22 protein-coding genes are annotated in these 22,906 nt (G+C 41.1%); 17 read left to right on the forward strand and 5 right to left on the reverse strand.

The annotated features are described in order from the left end of the window. Positions 1 to 3 precede the first annotated feature (3 nt). Positions 4 to 306, reverse strand: a complete 303-nt coding sequence (locus FCL54_RS02095; RefSeq protein ID WP_138122662.1) for a YtpI family protein — start codon at positions 304 to 306, stop codon at positions 4 to 6. A 156-nt stretch (positions 307 to 462) separates the two neighbouring features. On the opposite strand from FCL54_RS02095, the gene FCL54_RS02100 reads away from it, so the two are divergent. Next, entirely contained in the window at positions 463 to 1,404 is a 942-nt protein-coding gene (locus FCL54_RS02100; RefSeq protein WP_138122664.1) for a DHH family phosphoesterase, read from the forward strand. 69 nt (positions 1,405 to 1,473) lie between these two features. On the opposite strand, the gene FCL54_RS02105 is transcribed toward FCL54_RS02100, so the two are convergent. From FCL54_RS02105 to FCL54_RS02115, 3 genes are all read right to left on the reverse strand, one after another. Beyond that, complete coding sequence (locus FCL54_RS02105; RefSeq protein ID WP_138122666.1) at positions 1,474 to 1,665, reverse strand: YtzJ family protein; 192 nt, start codon at positions 1,663 to 1,665, stop codon at positions 1,474 to 1,476. Positions 1,666 to 1,767: 102 nt separating this feature from the next. Further along, positions 1,768 to 2,277 (reverse strand): sporulation membrane protein YtrI, encoded by a 510-nt coding sequence (gene ytrI, locus FCL54_RS02110; RefSeq protein WP_171016638.1) that lies wholly within the window; start codon positions 2,275 to 2,277, stop codon positions 1,768 to 1,770. A 1-nt stretch (position 2,278) separates the two neighbouring features. Beyond that, the gene (locus FCL54_RS02115; protein WP_138122670.1) at positions 2,279 to 2,611 is read right to left on the reverse strand and encodes a YtrH family sporulation protein; all 333 of its coding nucleotides are present in this window, start codon (positions 2,609 to 2,611) and stop codon (positions 2,279 to 2,281) included. Positions 2,612 to 2,840: 229 nt separating this feature from the next. Here FCL54_RS02115 and FCL54_RS02120 point away from each other — a divergent pair, with 229 nt between their 5' ends. The 9 genes from FCL54_RS02120 to FCL54_RS02160 all read left to right on the forward strand — a co-directional run bounded on the left by FCL54_RS02120 (position 2,841) and on the right by FCL54_RS02160 (position 13,992). Next, complete coding sequence (locus FCL54_RS02120) at positions 2,841 to 6,230, forward strand: DNA polymerase III subunit alpha (protein ID WP_138123229.1); 3,390 nt, start codon at positions 2,841 to 2,843, stop codon at positions 6,228 to 6,230. Between the two features lie 138 nt (positions 6,231 to 6,368). Continuing rightward, on the forward strand, positions 6,369 to 7,613 hold the full coding sequence (gene ystJ / locus FCL54_RS02125) for an NADP-dependent malic enzyme (RefSeq protein WP_138122672.1): 1,245 nt from the start codon (positions 6,369 to 6,371) through the stop codon (positions 7,611 to 7,613). Between the two features lie 69 nt (positions 7,614 to 7,682). After that, a complete protein-coding gene (locus FCL54_RS02130; RefSeq protein ID WP_138122674.1) occupies positions 7,683 to 8,321 on the forward strand; it encodes a FadR/GntR family transcriptional regulator in 639 nt (212 codons plus the stop codon). Between the two features lie 38 nt (positions 8,322 to 8,359). Then, positions 8,360 to 9,232 carry an acetyl-CoA carboxylase, carboxyltransferase subunit beta gene (gene accD, locus FCL54_RS02135; RefSeq protein ID WP_138123231.1) on the forward strand — a complete coding sequence of 291 codons (873 nt, stop codon included), beginning with the start codon at positions 8,360 to 8,362 and terminating at the stop codon, positions 9,230 to 9,232. Beyond that, positions 9,216 to 10,193 carry an acetyl-CoA carboxylase carboxyl transferase subunit alpha gene (accA, locus tag FCL54_RS02140; RefSeq protein WP_138122676.1) on the forward strand — a complete coding sequence of 326 codons (978 nt, stop codon included), beginning with the start codon at positions 9,216 to 9,218 and terminating at the stop codon, positions 10,191 to 10,193. The genes accD and accA overlap by 17 nt, the downstream gene beginning before the upstream one ends. Positions 10,194 to 10,310: 117 nt before the next feature. After that, positions 10,311 to 11,270 carry a 6-phosphofructokinase gene (gene pfkA / locus FCL54_RS02145; protein WP_138122678.1) on the forward strand — a complete coding sequence of 320 codons (960 nt, stop codon included), beginning with the start codon at positions 10,311 to 10,313 and terminating at the stop codon, positions 11,268 to 11,270. Positions 11,271 to 11,304: 34 nt separating this feature from the next. Then, positions 11,305 to 13,059: a pyruvate kinase gene (gene pyk / locus FCL54_RS02150; RefSeq protein WP_138122680.1), complete on the forward strand. Its 1,755-nt coding sequence runs from the start codon at positions 11,305 to 11,307 to the stop codon at positions 13,057 to 13,059. 125 nt (positions 13,060 to 13,184) lie between these two features. Further along, positions 13,185 to 13,595: an acyl-CoA thioesterase gene (locus FCL54_RS02155; protein ID WP_138122682.1), complete on the forward strand. Its 411-nt coding sequence runs from the start codon at positions 13,185 to 13,187 to the stop codon at positions 13,593 to 13,595. A 1-nt stretch (position 13,596) separates the two neighbouring features. Next, the gene (locus FCL54_RS02160) at positions 13,597 to 13,992 is read left to right on the forward strand and encodes an FxsA family protein (RefSeq protein ID WP_138122684.1); all 396 of its coding nucleotides are present in this window, start codon (positions 13,597 to 13,599) and stop codon (positions 13,990 to 13,992) included. A gap of 118 nt (positions 13,993 to 14,110) precedes the next feature. On the opposite strand, the gene ytvI is transcribed toward FCL54_RS02160, so the two are convergent. Next, the gene (gene ytvI / locus FCL54_RS02165) at positions 14,111 to 15,229 is read right to left on the reverse strand and encodes a sporulation integral membrane protein YtvI (RefSeq protein WP_138122686.1); all 1,119 of its coding nucleotides are present in this window, start codon (positions 15,227 to 15,229) and stop codon (positions 14,111 to 14,113) included. A 195-nt stretch (positions 15,230 to 15,424) separates the two neighbouring features. On the opposite strand from ytvI, the gene FCL54_RS02170 reads away from it, so the two are divergent. The 7 genes from FCL54_RS02170 to pnpS all read left to right on the forward strand — a co-directional run bounded on the left by FCL54_RS02170 (position 15,425) and on the right by pnpS (position 22,852). Beyond that, entirely contained in the window at positions 15,425 to 15,886 is a 462-nt protein-coding gene (locus FCL54_RS02170; RefSeq protein WP_138122688.1) for a DUF441 domain-containing protein, read from the forward strand. Between the two features lie 162 nt (positions 15,887 to 16,048). Further along, complete coding sequence (gene citZ / locus FCL54_RS02175; RefSeq protein ID WP_138122690.1) at positions 16,049 to 17,164, forward strand: citrate synthase; 1,116 nt, start codon at positions 16,049 to 16,051, stop codon at positions 17,162 to 17,164. Between the two features lie 65 nt (positions 17,165 to 17,229). Further along, positions 17,230 to 18,543 (forward strand): NADP-dependent isocitrate dehydrogenase, encoded by a 1,314-nt coding sequence (gene icd / locus FCL54_RS02180; RefSeq protein ID WP_138122692.1) that lies wholly within the window; start codon positions 17,230 to 17,232, stop codon positions 18,541 to 18,543. 41 nt (positions 18,544 to 18,584) lie between these two features. Continuing rightward, complete coding sequence (gene mdh / locus FCL54_RS02185; protein ID WP_138122694.1) at positions 18,585 to 19,523, forward strand: malate dehydrogenase; 939 nt, start codon at positions 18,585 to 18,587, stop codon at positions 19,521 to 19,523. A 159-nt stretch (positions 19,524 to 19,682) separates the two neighbouring features. Then, complete coding sequence (locus FCL54_RS02190) at positions 19,683 to 20,162, forward strand: MaoC/PaaZ C-terminal domain-containing protein (protein ID WP_138122696.1); 480 nt, start codon at positions 19,683 to 19,685, stop codon at positions 20,160 to 20,162. A 556-nt stretch (positions 20,163 to 20,718) separates the two neighbouring features. Further along, positions 20,719 to 21,435, forward strand: a complete 717-nt coding sequence (locus FCL54_RS02195) for a response regulator transcription factor (protein WP_138122698.1) — start codon at positions 20,719 to 20,721, stop codon at positions 21,433 to 21,435. Position 21,436: 1 nt separating this feature from the next. Beyond that, positions 21,437 to 22,852 carry a two-component system histidine kinase PnpS gene (pnpS, locus tag FCL54_RS02200; protein ID WP_138122700.1) on the forward strand — a complete coding sequence of 472 codons (1,416 nt, stop codon included), beginning with the start codon at positions 21,437 to 21,439 and terminating at the stop codon, positions 22,850 to 22,852. The last annotated feature ends 54 nt before the right edge of the window (positions 22,853 to 22,906 follow it).

The raw sequence follows: 22,906 nt of genomic DNA on the forward strand, positions 1-22,906 counted from the left end.
AAGCTAATTGTTGCTTTCTGCTTCTTTTAAAACATAAGGCAAGTATTCGCGATATTGTTTATATCCAAAGATAACATTGGCAAGTCCAAGCGCAATAAATATTACTGCAACTACGTAAACAAGTGCCTTTCCAGGGAGTACATAAACCTGGTTTAGCGCAAAAAGGATGAGGAATGAACCAAGGGCAATGTTTGCTTTTGTTCCAATCCAGCGCTTTTCCATCGGCAGTTTGGATCTGTATGACTTAACTCTATAGAATAAGTAAAAAACAAGTGAGAACAGGATGAACAAAACTAAAACAGGCATCGTTTTTACCTCCAGATATAGGAATTGTAAATAGAATCTTCAAGGAGCATATTACATAAGCTATCTTATATTGTAAAGGGATTTCAGCTAGAAATCTATGTCTGAAGTTTAACAATCGCAGCAACTAAAGAAATTATCGAAAGGGAGCATTATAGAATGAAAGCCAAAATACTAGACAGCATCGAAACATATGAAACCATTATCATTCATAGACACGTAAGGCCTGATCCTGATGCAATGGGGTCTCAGGGCGGGCTTGCAGAAATCATCAAAGCAACTTTTCCGGAAAAAAGGGTTTATACGGTAGGTGAAGAAGAGCCGTCATTGACTTTTTTAAATAGAATGGATATCATCGATGACAACACTTATGACAATGCGCTTGTAATAGTTTGTGATACTGCGAACCAGCCGAGGATTAGCGATAATAGATATACGAACGGGGATCTTCTGATTAAAATCGATCACCATCCAAATGAGGACCAGTACGGCGATATCATTTGGGTAGATACAGATGCAAGCTCAGTCAGCGAAATGATTGTGGACTTATATGAACTTGGGGAAAAAAGAGGGTATGTTTTAAATAAAAATGCGGCTACATTGCTTTTTGCAGGAATAGTTGGGGACACAGGGCGGTTTTTGTTTTCCAATACCACTGAAAAGACATTCGAAGTCGCTTCAAAATTAATTTCGATCGGTATCGACACGAATCAGTTATTTAATGAACTTTATAAAGTGAAGCGTGAGGTTGCCCGATTAAACGGCTATGTATTGGAAAACTTTAAAACACTTCCCTCAGGTGTTGGATACATGAAAATAACAAGGGAAACAATAGAGAGATTCCAGGTCAGTACGAGTGAAGCTTCCCTCCTGGTAAATGCCTTTTCAAATGTTGAAGGCCTTAAATCATGGGTGTTTTTTATTGAAGAAAAAGATCAAATACGGGTACGCCTTCGTTCAAAAGGCCCTGTTGTAAATACGATAGCGGCCAAGTATAACGGTGGGGGCCATCCGATGGCTGCCGGTGCTACGATTTACTCGTGGGATAAAATGGATGATATTTTAGAAGATCTGGACCAGGCGTGTATCGCTTACGAATAATTAACGTATAAAATTAGACCGACTATCTCCAGATGAGAGTGTCGGTCTTTTCACATTCTCTTTTCAGTTTTACACTTGTTCGTTAGATACAGGTATAAACCAAGATCCAATATTAGTCACGTCCTCGTGTACATCAATATTTAGCGATTGCAGTTCTTTCTTGATTAGTCTTGCGAGTTCTTTTGATTCACAGTAAGCTGATTGTCCGTTCATGATCAAAGAAACTTTTTCTTTTGCAATTTTTTTTCGGCTGATGAGCATTGAACCACCTCCTATATATTTTAGTAATCTTATCATATACGAAATTGGGTTATTTTGCGACAGTTAACATCTGATTGTCACGGAATATTCAAAAAATTTAACTCAAGAGACTTCTTCGATCAAAAGATGGATCTCTGTTTTTGTATGAAGGATAAATAACTGTTTTACTTTCACTTTGAAAGCCAGGTCATCGACGGTGAACGTTTTGTTTTCGATTGTCCGTACGACAAAGTTTCTGGTTTCAGCAACAGAATTGACATCCTTCTTTAGCAAATCGTTAACTTCTTCCAAAACTAATTTTCTAAGTTCGGAAATAGTTAACTGTTTCAACTCCAATTTTTCGGCATTTTCAAATGTGATCTCGATTTCTTTTATGCGTGGGGTTTTTTCTGATGGGGTATCTTCGTCTTCTTCATTTTCTTCTATCAGCAGCTTGTTTTGCTGTTTTAACTCGCTGATCTTAATTTGTTGTTCTTTGATGGTTGAAATTTGTTTTTCATACATGGTGCCGTAAAGAGATAAAAAAAAAGCCCATCCAAAGATTGTTCCTATAGCAAAGCCGGAGAGGAAGCGCTGCCAGCCTTTTCTTGTATAAAGAGGGGGGATCCGCATTCTAGATCGACTTCTCCTGTGTCAGCCATCGTATTACCTCCATTCCAGCCTGTGCCCCGCCTAAGGCAAAGAATATCCACATGAACTGCTTCATTATCTGATCCGGTGTTCCGCTTAGGAAGCTTTTTTCCATATTCGTAATCGTATCGAACGTTCCGCCGATCGCAGCTACGATCGCCCAGATCTTTAATCTTACTGCTAGCGTTGCAATGGTATGAAGCGGGGGTTCTCCAACCATAAATGCACCGATTCCGCCAATGACAGCACCTCCGACAATGACACCAAAAGAAACAAAAAAGGCAATGATAATTTCGATCAATCTGACGCCTTCCATTACACCCCTTCTTCCTTCTTAAAGATATTTTTGATTAACATCTAGATCCTTTCTGTGGAAAGCTTTTTTTATTTCGCAATAGAATGTTAAAAGTTATTGGAATAGAAATCCTTATTAAAACTTTATGCAGGAGGCAGGACAGGGTATGACAAATCGTACGGATTTGTTGTTAGTCTGTTTGAACTCGCTTTATAATAGAGAAGGAGGAAAACCAAAAGGATGTGTTTTCATGAGTTTTGTGCATCTGCATGTACATAGTGAATACAGCTTGCTGGACAGTGCATGCCGCATTGATTCTCTCGTTGAAGCAGCGCGTATGCTTGAATACCCGGCACTCGCTTTGACGGACAAAGGGGTCATGTACGGAACAGTGCCATTTTATAAAAAGTGCAGGCAAGCTGGAATAAAGCCGATTATCGGTCTGGAAGTTAAGGTTTTAAAAGAAGGATTTCATAATCCTAAAATCACTGCGAAGGATATTCATACACTTGTGCTTCTTGCAAAAAATGAAGCGGGATATAAAAATTTGCTGCAAATAAGCTCTGCCATTCAACTGTCAGGACATTATGAACCTCATATAGCAAAAAGGAAGCTGTTCAGGCACACGGAAGGCCTTATAGCTCTGTCGGGTGGCCCTGATGGAGAAATATCTTCTCTTTTGATGGAAGGCAAGAACGAACAAGCCATGAAAGAAGCACAAGCTTTTTATAAGGCTTTTTCAGGCAGCTTTTATCTTGAACTTCAAGACCATCATTTAGTAAAGGAAAGAGAGCTTAACATCAAGTTAAGGCAGCTGGCGAAAGAAACCGGCATTCCTGTAGCTGCCTCAAACGCAGTCCACTATATAAAACGAAGCGATGCGGTTGCGCATGATTGTTTGAGATGCATTAAGCATGGGCAAAAGTTTTCTGAAAAAGAAGAAGTAACATTGCCTAACGATGAATTTTATTTAAAGTCAAGGGAAGAAATGGAAGAGCTCTTTCGAGGTAACGAGGAAGCGATAATGAATACAAAGAGGATCGCTGAGGAATGTGAGTTTGAGCTTGAAATGGGCCAAACGGTTCTTCCAGAATATCCGGTACCTGATGGGACCAGTTCTTTTGAGTACTTGAGAAAACGGTGTGAACAGGGGCTTTTGAAAAGGTATGACACGATTACGGACGAGGTACGAAACCGTTTAGAGTACGAGTTGGATATTATTAACCGGATGCAGTTTAACGATTATTTCTTAATTGTCTGGGATTTTATGGAGTACGCCCATTCACAGAACATGATTACCGGGCCAGGAAGGGGCTCTGCGGCAGGCTCCCTTGTTGCGTATTTATTAAATATAACTAATGTAGATCCGATTGAGCACGATCTGTTGTTCGAAAGATTTCTTAATCCGGAGCGGGTAAGTATGCCAGATATCGATATCGACTTTCCAGATACGGGCAGAGATGAGATTATCCAATATGTGCAACAGAAATATGGGGAGGACCATGTTGCTCAGATCGTAACGTTTGGAACACTGGCTGCAAGGGCAGCTGTCCGTGATGTCGGTCGAGTAATGTCTGGAGACCAGCAAGTGATCAATTCACTTTCTAAAGCGATCCCTTCCCGTCCCGGTGTTACGCTTAAGAAGGCTCCTGAGGAGTCGCTCCAGCTGAAGAATCTTCTGGATAAGTCATCGCAGGCAAGAGAGATTTTTTCTATTGCAAGGTTAATCGAGGGACTTCCCAGACATACTTCTACGCATGCTGCTGGAGTGGTGATCAGCGCTGCTCCGTTAACGGATAACGTACCTTTACAAGAAGGGCATGATAGTGTCTCCCTGACCCAGTATCCGATGGAAGATTTAGAAGAAATCGGCCTATTGAAAATGGACTTTCTTGGTTTGAGGAATCTGAGTTTGATTCAGTCCATTCTCTCATTGATTGAAAAAGGAAGTGGTTCAAGAATAGACCTCAACGCGATTCCTTATGATGATCCCAAGACGTTTCAAGAGCTGGGAAAGGGCGATACAACAGGAGTTTTTCAATTAGAATCAGACGGCATGCGACAGGTATTAAAGCGGTTAAAGCCTACGGAGTTTGAAGATATTGTTGCTGTTAATGCACTTTATAGACCAGGGCCGATGGAAAACATTCCAGTCTATATTGAAGGAAAGCATGGAAAGCGGAAAGTTTCATATCCCCATCCTGCTTTAAAGCCGATATTAGAGAATACTTATGGAGTTATTGTATATCAGGAGCAAATCATGCAAATCGCCTCAAAAATGGCCGGTTTTTCCCTGGGAGAGGCTGATTTGTTAAGAAGAGCGGTAAGCAAAAAGAAACGGGACGTGCTTGAAGAAGAAAGGCAACACTTTGTGAAGGGATGCTTGACTAACGGATATACCGAAAATACAGCTCTGGAAGTATATGAGTATATTGTTCGCTTCGCTAACTATGGATTTAACAGAAGCCATGCGGTCGCATACAGTGTCATAGCCTATCAGCTTGCTTACTTAAAGGCAAATTATCCCCTGTACTTTTTCGCTGCAATCCTGTCCAGCGCCATTGGCAGCCAGGGGCGTCTTGAATTGTACATGAAAGAATGCAGACTGAGAGGGATCGATGTTTTGCGTCCGTCGATTAATAATAGTTTTGCAACGTTTAGTGTGGAAGGGCAAGGTATCAGATTCGGCTTACTTGCTATTAAAAATGCAGGTATAAATGCCATACAGGAAATAGTCAATAAGAGGAAGAATGGTCCTTATCGAAGTTTATTTGACTTTTGTTCCAGGGTCTCTTTGAAAATCGTCAATAAAAGAGCCATTGAGTCTTTCGTTTTTGCAGGCTGTTTTGATGTCCTGAACGTGGATCGTGCCGTTTTGCTTGCTTCTCTTGAATCTGCTTTAAACTATGGCAGCTTGAAAGGGGAAGAAGCTCTTGATAAACAAATGGGATTTTTCATTGACACCGATCAAGAACCTAATTATGAGTATGTTCCTCCTTTCGAAGAATCAGAAAGGCTGCATTTTGAAAAAGAAGCGATCGGATTTTACCTTTCCGGCCATCCATTAGACCCGTATGATTCTGTGTTAAAGCAATATAAAAGAGAATCGCTGGGAATGATCGGGGACAAAAACAACCAGACTGTGAGAGCTGCAGGAGCTGTCTTGAAAGCAAGAACGATTCGGACAAAAAAAGGAGATTTGATGGCTTTTCTAACATTAAGCGATGAAACGGGAGAGATGGAAGCTGTCGTCTTCCCTAAGGTATATCAAACCAACCCCGAATTGTATTCTAAAGGGCATTTCCTGTTTGCAGAAGGAAAAATCCAGGCAGAAAATGAGGAATCAAAGCTAATCGTCTCAAAAGCGATCGATTTAAATGATTTGAAAGCAAAAGAGAAACAGGAACGAACCGTTCTTTATTTAAAAATTGAAAAGGATCGCAAGGAAGAGGGTATCCTTTACAGTTTAAAAGAAATCCTGTCTGAATTCCCCGGGAATATACAGGTTATCCTATATTACGAAAAAGATAAAAAGGTTATCAGGCTTGAAAACAAATGGGCGGTAGACCCGACTGAAACTTGCATCAGCCGTCTTAAGTCACTGCTTGGCGAAAATAATGTCGTTCAAAAAAACGAGTGAAATTCTTTACAGGAATAGCTCTTTTGTTATAATGGATGAAGGCAGAGGTGGTCTGACCACCTCTGAAACTATATATATGACACTAGAATTAGTGATTGCATTAGTGATTGCTTTGTTGGAAAAAGGAGAGTGAATGGATTGCCCACTACACGCGAAGAAGCGCTACATATTCACCGTATAAATCAGGGGAAGTTAGAATCAAAATCCAAGGTACCCGTAAGAAATGCAAGGGACCTGAGCCTCGCTTATTCCCCGGGGGTGGCAGAACCATGTAAAGAAATTTATGACGATAAAAACAAAGTTTATGAATATACAATGAAAGGCAATACAGTTGCTGTAGTTTCAGATGGCACCGCAGTACTTGGGCTTGGCAATATCGGACCTGAAGCTTCCCTTCCGGTTATGGAAGGGAAAGCTGTACTCTTTAAAAGCTTTGCTGGAGTTGATGCCTTTCCTATCTGTCTGAATACGACAAACGTTGACAAGATTGTGGAAACTGTTAAACTTCTTGAACCTACATTTGGCGGAATCAATCTTGAAGATATCGCGGCCCCAAGCTGCTTTTTAATTGAAGAGCGCCTGAAAAAAGAAACAAACATCCCGGTATTCCACGATGACCAGCATGGAACAGCGATCGTAACAGTGGCAGGTCTTGTGAATGCTCTTAAATTAGTGGACAAGTCTATGTCTTCCATCCGAGTGGTCATTAATGGAGCTGGCGCCGCAGGAATTGCAATCATCAAACTGTTGAACAGGTTTGGTGTAAAAGATATTATAATGTGTGATTCAAAAGGGGCTATTTACGAAGGGCGTCCATACGGAATGAATGATGTGAAAGCTGAGGTTGCTAAATTTACAAATCGTGACAAGATTGAAGGCAACTTGAAAGAAGTTTGCGATGGAATGGATGTTTTTATTGGCGTATCCGTAGAAGGAGCACTAACGAAAGAAATGGTACAGAGCATGAATGATGATCCGATCATATTTGCAATGGCGAATCCTGTACCGGAAATAATGCCTGATGAAGCTAAAGCAGCTGGAGCTAAAGTAATCGGCACCGGCCGCTCTGACTTCCCGAACCAGGTAAACAATGTACTGGCTTTTCCCGGGATTTTTAGAGGAGCCCTTGATGTTCAAGCTACACATATCAATGAAGAAATGAAGGTAGCTGCGGTAAATGCGATAGCTGAGCTTGTAACGGAGGATGAGCTTACCACTGATTATGTTATCCCGGCGCCATTCGATGCAAGGGTTGCCCCTGCAGTAGCTGCAAGTGTTGCCAGGTCAGCTATGGAGACCGGGGTTGCAAGGAAGAAAGTAGACCCGGAACAGGTTGCCGATAAAACACGCAATCTTGCTATTATCGGAGACAATAAAAATTAAAAGTGGGGAAGTTTGGTCTTTCTCACTTTCTTTTATGTTTTTTTCGAAATAAAGGAGAGGTGATCGTAGTTGCTCTCATCGCAGCAGGATAAAGTTTATCAGGCAATACTCCACCAAATTAAAGCGATCATTTATAATGACGGACTGCAAACCGGAGACAAACTTCCTTCTGAAAGAGAGCTGTCAGAAAGGCTGAAAGTGGGGCGTTCTTCGGTTAGAGAAGCGCTTCGATCCCTTGAATTGCTGGGATTGATCGAAACGAGGCGTGGAGAAGGAACGTTCATTTCTGAAGCAAAGGATCATCGGCTTGTAGAAATTCTCGCATCGTTCATTTTGAAAGATACAAAATCAAAACATGATTTATTGGAAACAAAAATGATGATTGAAGCGGATATTATTCGCCTTGCAATCCATAGAATAACAAAAGAAGATATAAAAGCTTTATCATCTGTTGTAAAAGCAAGTGATTCTTCTTTTTTAAAAACAGAGGAAGATTACAAATTTTTTCGTATAATTGTTGAATCAACTGAGAATTATTTACTTTATCGATTATGGCTTGAGCTTGCCGAATTTTACTTGTCTGTTTGGAAGCCGAACATGAGCCGCCATGCTTCACATTATGAAAAGATAATAGAAAGCCTTTTACATAAAGATGAGCATGGAACGATCGATGCTCTTCAAAGCTTATATAAAAAAATCAGTAGTTAGCCCGAAAATGCATGAATATGGGAAAGGGATGGTATGCCTTGTTAAAGGATCTTTTTACCAAAAAGAAAAAATATGCAACGATACCCTCGGAGAAGTTAAAGCAGGATGTTCCTGAAGGGATTATGACGAAATGTCCAAATTGCAAAAGCATCCTTTATACGAAAGAATTAATGAAATCATTAAAGGTCTGTCCAAAATGCGGGTTCCATCTTCAAATGTTTGCGTTGGAACGGATAGACAGCCTTATCGATCCTGGATCCTTTATCGAGTATGACAAAGGCATGATGTCTGAAAATCCGCTTGAGTTTTCAGGATACCTGGAAAGGCTTGAAAAGGATCGTAAGAAATCTTCTTTAAATGAAGCAGTTGTTACCGGTGAGGGAACAATAGATGGAATGAAGACCGTGATCGGGGTTATGGATGCACGTTTTAGAATGGGAAGCATGGGATCTGTTGTAGGAGAAAAGATCACCCGTGCGATTGAAAAAGCAACAGAAAAAGGATACCCGTTTATTATTTTTACAGCTTCAGGCGGTGCAAGAATGCAAGAAGGTGTATTAAGCTTGATGCAAATGGCAAAAACAAGTGTTGCCTTGAGACGTTTCAGTGATGAAGGCGGTTTGTTTATTTCAGTGATGACCCACCCAACTACTGGTGGTGTATCAGCAAGTTTCGCATCAGTAGGCGATTACAATTTCGCTGAGCCAAAGGCATTGATCGGTTTTGCCGGCAGGCGGATAATCGAACAGACAATTCGTGAGGAACTTCCCGAGGATTTCCAAACAGCAGAATTTTTGCTTAAACACGGACAGTTAGATAAAGTAATTCATCGTCATGATATGAAAAAGGTCTTGTCGCAGGTACTGGATATTCATGGAGCAGGAGGTGAAGAAGATGAGCAACAGGCTTGAGTTTGAACGTCCCGTTAAAGATCTGGAAGAAAAAATTGCAGAACTAAAAACATTTATGAAAGATAAAGGGATCGACCTGTCTGATGAAGTGAATAGGCTTGAAGAAAGGCTGGAAACGATTGAAAAGGAGATATACGGCAACATGAGTGCCTGGAACCGTGTACAGCTTGCAAGGCATCCCCAGCGTCCTACAACGCTAGATTACATTGATATTCTTTTTACAGATTTTCTAGAATGCCATGGTGACAGGCTATATGGAGATGATGAAGCGATTGTAAGCGGAATCGCTAAATTCCATGGGACTCCTGTAACTGTCATCGGCCATCAGCGCGGAAAAGATACAAAAGAAAATCTTCGTCGCAATTTCGGCATGCCTCATCCGGAAGGATACCGAAAAGCGATCAGGTTAATGAAACAGGCTGAAAAATTTAACCGTCCGGTCATTTGCTTGCTTGATACGAAAGGGGCTTTTCCAGGAAAATCTGCTGAAGAACGTGGACAGAGTGAAGCGATCGCTAGAAATTTAATTGAAATGGCCGGTTTAACTGTACCTATTATTTGTGTTGTAATCGGTGAAGGAGCAAGTGGCGGCGCACTTGCAATAGGAGTTGGAAACCATGTCCATATGCTTGAAAACTCATGGTACTCTGTTATTTCCCCAGAAGGAGCGGCAGCCTTATTATGGAAAGATGCCTCGCTGGCACAACAGGCTGCTGATACGATGAAAATAACTGCCCGGGATCTAAAGGAAATGGATATTATTGATAAAATTATTCCTGAACCTCAAGGTGGTGCCCATCGAGATATTAAACAGCAGGCAAAAAACATTGAGGAAGTAATTAAAAACTCAATTGATGAGCTTACAAATCTTTCTAAATCTGAACTCGTTCAACAGAGGTATGAAAAATACAAAAAAATGGGACAATTTACGTTTGTAAACGATTCCATTAGCGTAAAATAAAGAATATGCTTTCCCGCAGGAGGGAAAGCATATTTTAGTGTAAGAGGTTCTTTGTTGTGTTAGGTTGATGGATTTGATATTTTAATAACACAAATACTCTAATGAGGTGAAAGTGTGATGAAACGAATAGGTGTGCTTACCAGCGGAGGAGACTCCCCTGGAATGAACGCGGCCGTTCGGGCAGTTGTCCGAAAGGCGATTTATCATGAAATAGAAGTATACGGAATTTACCATGGTTATTCCGGTTTAATAAATGGGGAAATCAAAAAGCTCGAAGTAGGCTCAGTTGGAGATATAATACATAAGGGCGGGACAATGCTGTATACTGCTCGCTGTCCTGAATTCCGAACGCCGGAAGGACAAAAAAAGGGAGTGGAAAATTTAAAGAAGTTTGGTATTGAAGGACTGGTTGTTATAGGTGGGGATGGCTCTTACAGAGGTGCCCAAAAGTTGACGGAGCATGGTTTCCCTACAATTGGAGTACCGGGAACGATCGATAATGATATCCCGGGTACCGACTTTACGATCGGATTTGATACTGCTTTAAATACAGTGATCCAGGCAATCGATAAAATCAGGGATACAGCAACCTCACATGAGCGTACTTACGTGGTAGAAGTTATGGGACGTGATGCGGGAGATATCGCTCTATGGTCCGGGCTTGCTGACGGTGCGGAATCTATTCTTATACCGGAAGCTGGCTTTGATATGGATCAGATTATTTCGCGATTAAAGAGAGGACATCAGCGTGGAAAGCGCCATAGTATTATTATTGTTGCAGAGGGTGTTGGAAGCGGTGTTGAAATTGGGAAAGCTATTCAAGAGAAGGCTAAAATGGAAACACGTGTAACCGTCCTGGGACATGTTCAGCGCGGAGGTTCTCCGACTGCATTTGACAGAGTTCTTGCGAGTCGTCTTGGAGCTCGGGCAGTAGAGCTTTTACTAGAAGGGAAAGAAGCACGTACAGTCGGAATACAAAGCAACAAAATAATTGATTTTGACATTGATGAAGCATTATCCCAGAAACATACGATCGATTCTGAAATGTATAAACTGTCACAAGAGTTGTCTATCTAACGGTATTCTTGATTTTAAATTGGGGAGGATTAAGATGCGTAAAACTAAAATCGTTTGTACGATTGGACCTGCGAGTGAGTCAGAGTCCACACTTGAGAGCCTGATGAAGGCAGGCATGAACGTAGCAAGGCTAAACTTTTCTCATGGTGATTTTGAAGAACACGGAAAAAGGATTAAAAACATCCGTGCTGCTTCTGAAAAGGTTGGGAAAAGTGTTGCAATTTTGCTAGATACGAAAGGTCCTGAAATTCGAACTGGAGATATGGAAAATGGTGCGATCGAATTAACAGCCGGCCAGAACCTGGTTGTTTCGATGGAACCGGTTACCGGGACCCCGGAAAAAATTTCGATTACCTACACAGACCTTGTTAACGATGTGCATAACGGATCCAAAATATTGCTGGACGATGGACTTATCGAACTTGAGGTTACGGAAGTACATGAAACTGAACTTGTTACAAAAGTTTTAAACAGCGGCACATTGAAAAACAAAAAAGGCGTTAACGTTCCAAACGTAAGCGTAAATCTACCGGGAATTACAGAAAAAGACGCAAAAGATATTTTGTTCGGGATCGAGCAGGGGGTCGACTTTATAGCTGCATCTTTTGTTCGCAGACCTTCTGATGTATTAGAGATCCGTGAGCTGTTAGAAAAGCATAATTCAAATGATATTCAAATCATCCCGAAGATTGAAAACAGGGAAGGCGTAGAAAACATTGATGCTATTCTAGAGGTGTCTGATGGATTGATGGTTGCCCGGGGAGATTTAGGTGTGGAAATACCAGCGGAAGAAGTTCCATTGGTACAAAAGGATTTAATTAAAAAGTGCAATGCACTTGGTAAACCAGTCATCACTGCAACCCAGATGCTTGATTCTATGCAGCGAAATCCAAGGCCGACAAGAGCCGAGGCGAGTGACGTAGCCAATGCGATTCTTGATGGCACGGACGCCATCATGCTTTCTGGTGAAACTGCTGCTGGTGTTTATCCGGTGGAAGCTGTGGAGACAATGCATCGTATTGCCTTTACAACAGAACATGCCCTTGATTATCGTGCGCTCCTTTCTATTAGAAGTAAAGAGCTTGAGACTACGACAACAAATGCGATTAGTGAGTCGGTAGCACATACAGCTTATAACCTTGATGTTCCAGCGATTATTACACCAACAGAAAGCGGACATACTGCAAGGATGATTTCTAAATACCGTCCAAAAGCTCCGATTATCGCTGTACCGAGTAAACCTGGTGTTTGCAGAAAGCTTGCACTCGTTTGGGGAGTACAACCACTTCTTGGCAGAAAGGCGAAGTCTACAGATGAAGTGCTGGAGATCGCTGTAGAAACATCACTTCGCTCCAACATGGTAGAGCATGGAGATTTAGTGATCATTACTGCGGGTGTTCCAGTTGGACAAGCCGGAACTACCAATTTGATGAAAGTCCATGTTATTGGAGACGTAATCGGAAAAGGCCAGGGAATAGGCAAGAAATCAATTTCAGGTAAAGTAGTTATCGCAAAAGATGCGAAAGAAGCAGATGAAAAAGCTGAAGAAGGTTCTATTCTTGTTACTATAGGGACAGACAAAGAAATGGTTCCGGCGATGGAAAAGGCTGCAGGGATTATTACACAGGAAGGCGGGCTTACAAGCCATGCTGCAGTAGTTGGGTTAAGCCTTGGTAAACCTGTTGTAGTCGGCCTTGACAACGCTATGGAGCTGTTTGAAGAGGGACAGGAAATAACGCTTGATTCAGCAACCGGAGTTATTTACAACGGAAGAGCAAGTATTCTATAATGTTAGGTAAAAGAGAAGGGATCTCCCTTCTCTTTTTTTGAAAGGTCTTTACTATTTGAAACAAAGTTGACATAAACGCTCTTTTTGAAAAAACAATTAAACATCACCTGACGGGGGGAAGAAGCATGAATGAAACTGAAATTGTTGTCAGGTATCATGAAACAGACCAGATGGGGATTGTTCACCATGGAAATTATGTGAACTGGTTTGAGGTCGGCCGGACTAATTTTATAAAAGATCTAGGGGTCTCATACAGGAAGCTTGAAGAAAGCGGAGTACTTTTGCCAGTCCTTGAAGTTAATGTTGTGTATCACTCTCCTGCCAGGTATGAGGATATTGTTACAGTCAGGACTATGCTTGAAGAATACAACGGAATAAGATTGAAATTAGGGTATGAAGTATATCGAAATGAAGATCAAAAAAGGATTGTGAGCGGAACAACCGAACATTGCTGGACAAGCATAGAGATGAAGCCTGTTTCGATCAAGAGGAAACGGCCTGAACTTCATGAATTATTCCTTAAGGAGATAAATTAATATGCTGCGAATTTTTATACTTCTTCTCATCCTGGTTCCTGCCATGGAAGTGGGATTGCTCATATTGTCGGGAAAAACATTCGGTGTCCCGATTACTGTTCTTCTTATTATTTTGACAGGTTTGCTTGGTGCATGGCTTGCGAAGAAACAGGGAACAGAAGCGCTTAGATTAGCCCAAATCCAAATGGCTAACGGAGAGATGCCGGGGGAAGCCATTCTGGATGGATTATGTATTCTTGTAGGCGGTGTGGTTTTATTGACACCCGGATTTATTACAGATGCCCTGGGATTCATTTTGTTATTTCCAGGTTCGAGAGCGATTGTAAAAGTCTGGTTAAGAAAGATGATCGATCGAATGATCAAAAACGGTAATTTTGTGTTTATACGTAAGTTTTAGTTGCTCTGGTTGATAATTCCACGGAGTGGAGCATAAAAATATTTGCTTAGTAGCACTTTTAAAAATATTTTTAACACCAAAAAACTGGCATTGGCCAGTTTTTTTGGTTCTGCGTGTTTTATTCCACTTTAATACCAATAATAAAGTTCCAGAGATCTCTGAATACATTTGCATGAAAGAGCGTTTTAATAACAACTAGTGAAACCGGTCCGATGATCAGTCCAAGAAAACCAAACAACTGAAAACCAACGAACAGGGCAATCAACGTTGCAAGTGGATCAAGGCCGATACTTGAGGAAAGTACTTTTGGCTCCATGATCTGCCTCTGGATGACGACGACGCCATATAAAATAGCTAATCCGATAGTTAGTGAATAATTGCCTGTTATAAAGGAATATGCAATCCAGGGAACGAACACCGCTCCAGTCCCAAGATAAGGGAGAAGATCTACCAATCCAATTATAAGAGCAATCGTGATCGCGTATTTTACTTTAAGAATGAGCAATCCTATTAATACGATAACTGCTGTTATGGAAATCAAGGTAAGTTGTGCTTTCACAAAGCCAAAAAGCGCTTTTTGCAAATCCCGGTAAACGTTGCCTGCACTGTCTTGAACTCGTTCAGGAACCTTGCTTTTAATCCAATTTCCAAGTCTGTACCAGTCTTTGCTGATAAAGAAAGTAGCCAGGAGTGAAAAGATTAATACAGTCAAAATTGTAGGAAGGCTTACAAAGAAATTTCTGAGACCTTCGGCAATTGCCTGCAAAAAGTCTGTAAAGGTCGCAGTTACAGAAGTTCCGATAGATTGGACATTTTCAAGCACGGTAGTTCGTTGCTCTGCATCCAGATTTTTAAAAATATCTTCCAGCTGGTTATAAATAGGCATGATCTGGGCCATGAAAAAAGTCTCCATGTAATTTACAAGCTCAGTAAAATGCTCCGGCAAGACGTTTGCAAGATATACGACTCCCTGGACGATTTCATTTATTAAAAGCGTCAGCAAAGTTGAAATGATTCCGATAAGTAAAAGTAATGCAAGCGTTACAGAAAGCGCACGATGCATTTTTCCTTTTCTTTGCAATAAATCAACAAGAGGATTTATTAAAAAGGCAAGTAATAAAGCGATCAAAAAGGGATAGGCTAAATGCCATATATAATACAGGGCAAAAAATCCTACTGCTATCGCTCCTACAACGATAAAAAATCGGATAGCGCTATAAACATACTGCAGGTTCAAAGGCATCTCACCTTTCAAAATGGTAACATTCTATATATTCATTTTATCGTGTTATGCACCTTTGTTCAATTTCGTACATTGTCGTTTTAGAATTAATTTTTGTCGGAGAGTACCCGTTACAGTCCTTACTTTTGTATAAAGCACTTGTCATATGATAAGATAGATGACGACTAATCATGAGGAAGGAAAGACATCATGTTTTCACAGCCAAGCCTTTTTTTGCTTATTTTACTCGCTGTTGGACTGATGGCGAAGAACCAGTCACTCATTGTGTCTGTCATTGTTTTGCTTGGCATTAAATGGCTGGGACTTGGTGACAAGATTTTCCCGGCGGTTCAGTCTAAAGGAATATCCTGGGGCGTGACCCTGATTACGATAGCAGTACTTGTTCCGATCGCTACCGGTGATATTGGGTTTAAACAATTAACAGAAGCATTAAAATCCTATTATGCATGGATTGCTCTCGGTTCTGGAATATTTGTTGCAGTTATCGCCTCCAAAGGGATCACCCTTCTTCAGGAGGACCCCCATATTACTACTGCGCTTGTGTTCGGCACTATTCTCGCCGTTGCCCTCTTTAAAGGAATAGCAGTCGGTCCTTTGATCGGTGCTGGTATTGCATATGTAGCCATGAAGATTGTTGGGTTATTTACGTAAACCCATGCCTTTGTATAAAAAAGGAAGCATGAAATCATGCATATTCATTCACAAATATCAGATAATTGTATATAATGGGAAATGATGCAACAACATTCTACATATTTTATTTTAATTTAGGATATTCTCAAAAGAGATTAAATTTGGAAAGGGAGATAAGAGATGACCACTACACGCGGATTAGAAGGCGTAGTTGCCACTACTTCATCTATTAGTTCAATTGTTGACGATGTATTAACATACAGAGGATATAACATCGATGATCTCGCGGAAAATGCCAGTTTTGAAGAAGTGATTTACCTTTTATGGAACGGGAAGCTTCCTACGAAAGAGGAGCTTAACGAATTAAAGAGCAGTCTTTCAAAGAATGCACAGATTCCAAAGGAAATCATTGACCAAATGAAGTCCTATTCAATTGAAAGCGTTAACCCGATGGCTGCCGTTCGTACAGCTGTTTCAACTCTAGCGCTTTATGATGAAGCAGCAGACGATATGAGCGATGAAGCTAACTACTTGAAGGCGATTAAGCTTCAGGCGAAATTGCCAACCATCGTGACAGCGTTTTCTAGAATTCGTGATGGAAAAGAACCTGTAGCTCCAAAAGAAGAGCTTTCTTTTGCTGCCAATTTCTTATATATGTTAACTGGTGAAGAGCCGGAAGATATTGCTATTGAAGCATTTAACAAAGCGCTCGTACTCCATGCAGACCATGAATTAAATGCGTCTACATTTACAGCTCGTGTTTGTGTAGCTACTCTTTCTGATATGTATTCTGGCGTAACTGCTGCGATCGGCGCCCTAAAAGGACCACTTCACGGTGGCGCGAATGAACGTGTTATGAGAATGCTTAGCGAAATTGATACTGTTGAAAACGTGGAGCCTTATCTTGAGCGAGCGTTCGCTAATAAAGAAAAAATCATGGGCTTCGGTCACCGTGTATACAAACAGGGTGATCCTCGTGCGAAGCATCTAAGAGAGATGTCCAGGCAGCTTACAAGCGTTACTGGAGAAAGCAAATGGTACGAGATGTCTACTAAAATGGAAGGAATCGTGACAAGCGAAAAAGGCCTTCCGCCAAACGTAGACTTTTATTCTGCGTCTGTTTATCACAGCCTTGGCATTGACCATGACCTGTTCACACCGATTTTTGCAGTAAGCCGTGTTTCCGGATGGATCGCTCATATTCTTGAGCAGTACAGCAACAATCGCTTGATTCGTCCACGTGCTGAATATACTGGTGATACTCATCAGACTTATGTACCGATTGACCAGCGCTAATTTTTTTGAGTTAATGGATACGGAATACCACATGATGGAGGGGCGTGATTCCCCCTCCATTATGTATGGTTCTAAACTACAACTATCTATATAGGAGGATTACTGTTATGGCAAATGGAGAGAAAATTACAGTAAATAATGGAGTTTTAAATGTACCTGATCAACCAATTATCCCTTATATCGAAGGTGACGGTACCGGACCTGATATTTGGGCTGCTGCTTCCCGTGTTCTAGAGGCTGCTGTAGAAAAAGCGTATAACGGTGAAAAAGCAATTGTCTGGAAAGAAGTTCTTGCTGGAGAAAAAGCTTATAACAAAACAGGTGAGTGGCTTCCAGAAGAAACTCTTGATGCAATCAGGGAATACATAATTGCAATCAAAGGTCCTTTAACAACCCCTGTCGGAGGAGGAATCCGTTCTCTTAACGTGGCCCTTCGCCAGGAACTTGATCTGTTCACTTGTCTTCGCCCTGTACGTTACTTTAAAGGTGTTCCTTCTCCTGTAAAACGCCCTGAAGACACTGACATGGTTATATTCCGTGAAAACACAGAAGATATCTATGCTGGTATCGAGTACAAAAGCGGCTCTGATGAAGTGAAGAAAGTCATTAACTTCCTTCAAGAAGAAATGGGAGCTAAAAACATCCGTTTCCCTGAAACATCAGGTATTGGAATCAAGCCGGTTTCTGAAGAGGGTACAAAGCGTCTTGTGCGTGCTGCGATCCAGTATGCGATCGATGAAAACCGTAAGAGCGTTACCCTTGTACACAAAGGAAACATCATGAAGTTTACCGAAGGCGCATTTAAGAACTGGGGTTATGAAGTTGCTGAGCAGGAATTCGGAGACAAAGTGTTCACATGGGCTGAATATGACCGCATTGTTGAAAGAGATGGCAAGGATGCTGCGAACGAAGCTCAAAGCAAAGCAGAAGCAGAAGGCAAGATCATCGTAAAAGATGCGATCGCAGACATCTTCCTGCAACAAATTTTAACTCGCCCGGCAGAGTTTGATGTTGTAGCTACAATGAACTTGAACGGAGACTACATTTCTGATGCGCTTGCAGCACAGGTTGGCGGAATCGGAATCGCACCAGGGGCAAACATCAACTACGAGACTGGCCATGCGATCTTTGAAGCAACACACGGTACCGCTCCTAAATATGCAGGACTTGATAAAGTGAATCCTTCTTCTGTGATCCTTTCAGGTGTGTTGATGCTTGAGCACCTTGGATGGTATGAAGCGGCTAAACTAATCATCGAATCAATGGAAGAAACAATCGCTAGCAAAGAAGTAACATATGATTTCGCTCGCTTGATGGAAGGTGCTACTGAAGTGAAAACTTCTGGGTTTGCTGATGCTTTAATCAAGAACATGGGCTAATAGCTGTTCTATTTAAAACTTGCTAAAAGGAGTGGCAACACATGGCGATTAAAAGAAGAAAAGTTTCCGTTATCGGTGCTGGCTTTACAGGTGCAACTACTGCTTTTATCCTTGGACAAAAGGAGCTTGCAGATGTTGTTTTAGTGGATATTCCGAATCAAGAAGGCCCTACCAAAGGAAAAGCGCTAGATATGCTTGAGGCTAGTCCTGTTCAAGGCTTTGATGCAAACATTACGGGTACTTCAAATTATGAAGATACTGCTGATTCTGACATCGTTGTGATCACTGCAGGGATTGCGCGCAAGCCTGGCATGAGCCGTGATGATCTTGTTAATACAAATGCTAAAATAATGAAAAACGTTACACAGGAGATAGTCAAATTTTCTCCGGAGTGTACGATTATTGTATTAACAAATCCAGTTGATGCGATGACTTATACAGTTTTCAAAGAATCGGGATTCCCTAAACACCGTGTAATCGGCCAATCAGGCGTTCTTGATACTGCTAGATTCCGTACTTTCGTAGCACAGGAATTAAACCTTTCTGTAAAAGACATCACTGGTTTCGTTCTTGGCGGACACGGAGACGACATGGTGCCATTAGTACGCTACTCTTACGCTGGAGGCATTCCGCTCGAGAAGTTGATTTCCAGCGATCGTCTTGAAGCTATCGTGGAACGCACTAGAAAAGGCGGCGGCGAAATTGTAAACTTGCTTGGAAACGGAAGTGCTTATTATGCACCTGCAGCTTCACTTGTTGAAATGGTAGAGGCGATCCTTAAGGATCAGCGCCGTGTTCTTCCTACGATCGCTTACCTTGAAGGCGAGTACGGCTATCAAGGTTTATACCTTGGTGTACCGACGATTCTTGGCGGTAATGGCCTTGAAGAAATAATTGAACTAGAGCTAACTGACGAAGAAAAGCAGCAGCTGGATAAATCTGCTGAGTCTGTACGAAGTGTGATGAAAGTGTTAGAATAGAAAGTATAGGAAGTAGAGATTTGGTTCGTTCCAAATCTCTTTCTTCTACCTCTGACATGAAAACGCTTACTTAAACATTTTCCGAATCTTTCGGAAAGGCAGAAGGTTTAGGGGGGCGTGACCATCATAAGATACAGCTTAGCTAAAGGGGGAGAAAAGATGTTGTTAGGAAAAAAGAGAAAAATCGGCAGAAAGATAGATGAAATTAGTGTAGGGGAAAAGCTGGAGATCTCAGAAAAAATAGAAGATAAGGATTTGCTGCTTTACCTCGGTTTATCCAATGATAATAATCCTTTATTTATTCAGCATGACTATGCTTCACTCACTCCATATAAAAAACCGATTGTTCCACAAATCATGCTTCTGGGCCTCATTACAGGTGCGATTTCAAAGTATTTGCCCGGACCGGGAAGCTGTATAACACATCAGGAAGTTTCCTTTTTAAACCCTGTCTATCATTATGCGACAGTGCAATTTAAGTTTGAAGTAACAGATGTTGACCATGAAGGTCATTGTGTAGAAATAAATGTTGAGGGTTTTGACGAAGAGGAAAACAAGGTTTTACAAGGGACTTTTAAAGTATGTCCTCCTTATCCTACGAAACCGCTTACTGCGACTACAGCCTTTGAGAACTTTTAATAACAAATGAAAAGATTTTTGCACAAAAGGAATAAACTGCGATGGAATATCAGCATTGATTTTCACTACGGGCAGTTCGCTTTCCGCGGGCAACGCTTCAGCAGTGTAACATCGCGAAGAAAATGTGAATACATTTTCGAGGAGTCACTGCACTCTGCTCGAATCAATTGACGTTTTTCAAAGATGTGGAACCTCAAAGCATAGCTTAGCGAAGTGTATTTCCGAAGCGACAAGCCTTTTTATTACGTCGCAGTTAATCTCTAATGAGAACCTTATTAAACAAAGTTTGCGAGAATAACCAAAGATTAAAAGCGCCTTTGTGCGCTTTTTTTGTTTTGAGGGAGATAGGAACAAATCCACAACAGTGGAAACATATTGATTGTGCCTGCTCTTTTTTACGGAGTGGGAAAATAATGAACAACTATTTTGGAAAGGTTAAGAAGAGATAAGACTTTTGTGCTAAAACAAAAAGTAGTATGATGAAATTAGATAGATAATAAATGTTTTGGCTGGTTGTCACGATGAATAGGGGAAAAAGCGTACTAGGGGGACCATTATGAGCCAAAAGATATTAGTAGTAGACGATGAATTATCCATTGTAACGCTCCTTCAATTCAATCTGGAGAAAGCGGGTTACGAAGTAGTGACGGCAATGGATGGCAGAGAGGCGTTAGAAGTTGCAGAAAAGGAAAGTCCAGACCTTATCGTACTTGATTTAATGCTTCCAGAATTAGATGGCCTTGAAGTATGTAAAGAAATGCGTCAGAGGCATATCCATACACCAATCCTAATGCTTACAGCAAAAGACGATGAGTTCGATAAGGTGCTTGGTTTGGAATTAGGTGCTGATGACTATATGACAAAGCCTTTCAGCCCAAGAGAAGTAGTGGCGAGAGTGAAAGCACATTTGCGTCGAATTAAGCGCATGGAAGAAGTTGAACGGCAGAACGCAGGTGGGCAAACAGAAAAAATCCAAATTGGCGAACTTGAGGTCTACCCAGACAATTATGAAGCATATTTCCAGGGAGAAACGATGGAGGTTACTCCAAAAGAGTTTGAACTTCTCGTCTATCTTGCCAGGCATAAAGGTAGAGTGCTCACGAGGGAGCAATTGCTGAGCGCAGTCTGGAACTATGACTTTGTAGGGGACACGAGGATCGTTGACGTCCATGTCAGCCATTTAAGAGAAAAAATCGAACAAAACACGAGAAGGCCAGTGTATATTAAAACGATCAGAGGTTTGGGATACAAGCTAGAGGAGCCTTCACAGTAAAATGAGGAAATTTCGATTTCGCTTCCTGAATTCCTTGTTTATCCTCCTCTTTTTCGTTTTTATCGCTTTGATCGTCATAATAGGCAACCTATTTGAAAGCTTCGTTTTTAAAGGAAGTTCGGAGAATACGCTGCAGACAATGTGGAGCACGCTGGTGGTTACGTTTTTAATCGGGTTCTTATTTACGGTATATATGAGCAGCCGGGTCTCCACACAGTTAACCAGACCGCTTGAAGGGGCATTAAAAGTGGCGAATGAACTGGCGAATGGAAATTTTAAAGCAAGAACTTACGAATATCAAATGGATGAAACTGGGCAGTTGAGCCATGCCCTGAATATTCTTGCCCGAAACCTTCAAAATATGACCTCATCATATGAAATGCAACAGAACCGATTGATGACGCTGATCGAAAACATGGATAGCGGGCTTATTTTAATCGATGCTAAAGGCTATATTAATCTCGTTAATAAGCATTTTAAAGAAACTTTCGAGGTAGAAGCCGATCAGTGGTTGAATAAAGTCTACCATGAAGCTATTCCTTTTACGGAGCTATCATCTATTATTGAAGAAACGTTTATGATCGAAAAGACAGTTCGAAAGCAAATAAGCCTGCCGATTGGGATTGAGATCAAGCACTTTGACGTTTCAGGTGCGCCTATTCTAGTAAATGGTGACAAATTAACGGGAGTCGTGTTTGTTTTCCATGATATATCTGAAATAAAAAAGCTTGAGCAAATGAGAAAAGACTTCGTCGCAAATGTCTCACATGAACTGAAGACACCAGTAACGTCGCTAAAAGGGTTTGCTGAAACATTGTTGGATGGAGCGATGGAAAACAAAGCGTTTCGAGAACACTTTTTGAAAATTATCTTAGAGGAAAGTGATCGGCTTCAAAGCTTAATCCAGGACCTGCTCGATTTGTCGAAACTGGAACAGGCTCATTTTTCACTAGACTGGCAGAAGGTAGATGTATGCCAGCTCGCGGAGAATAGCATCTTGATCATGAAAAAACGGGCGGACGAAAAAAATATTACGATTGATTTTTCATCAGATGAAAATGCTGTCATATCAGCTGATGCTAACCGACTGAAGCAGGTTTTTCTGAACTTGATTTCTAATAGTATTAATTATACGCCTCCCGGAGGAAAGATTCGGATTACCGTAACAAAGCAAGGTGAAACGGTGAAATTCAAAATTGCTGATACTGGAATTGGAATTGATAAAGAAGAGCTTCCAAGAATTTTCGAACGCTTTTATCGTGTTGATAAAGCGAGGAGCCGAAATTCAGGTGGAACAGGACTGGGGCTCGCGATTGTAAAACATATTATTGAAGCTCATCATGCTAGCATTAAAGTTGAAAGCGAGCCGGGAGAAGGTACGTCATTCATCATTACTTTTTTGAAAGAGAGAAAATAAGATTTACTTAAAATTAACAATACCTTTATATGCCCTTTAAAGTGATGAGGTAAA

Source organism: Exobacillus caeni (genome assembly GCF_005747095.1).
In the GTDB taxonomy this organism is placed as follows: domain Bacteria; phylum Bacillota; class Bacilli; order Bacillales; family Guptibacillaceae; genus Exobacillus; species Exobacillus caeni.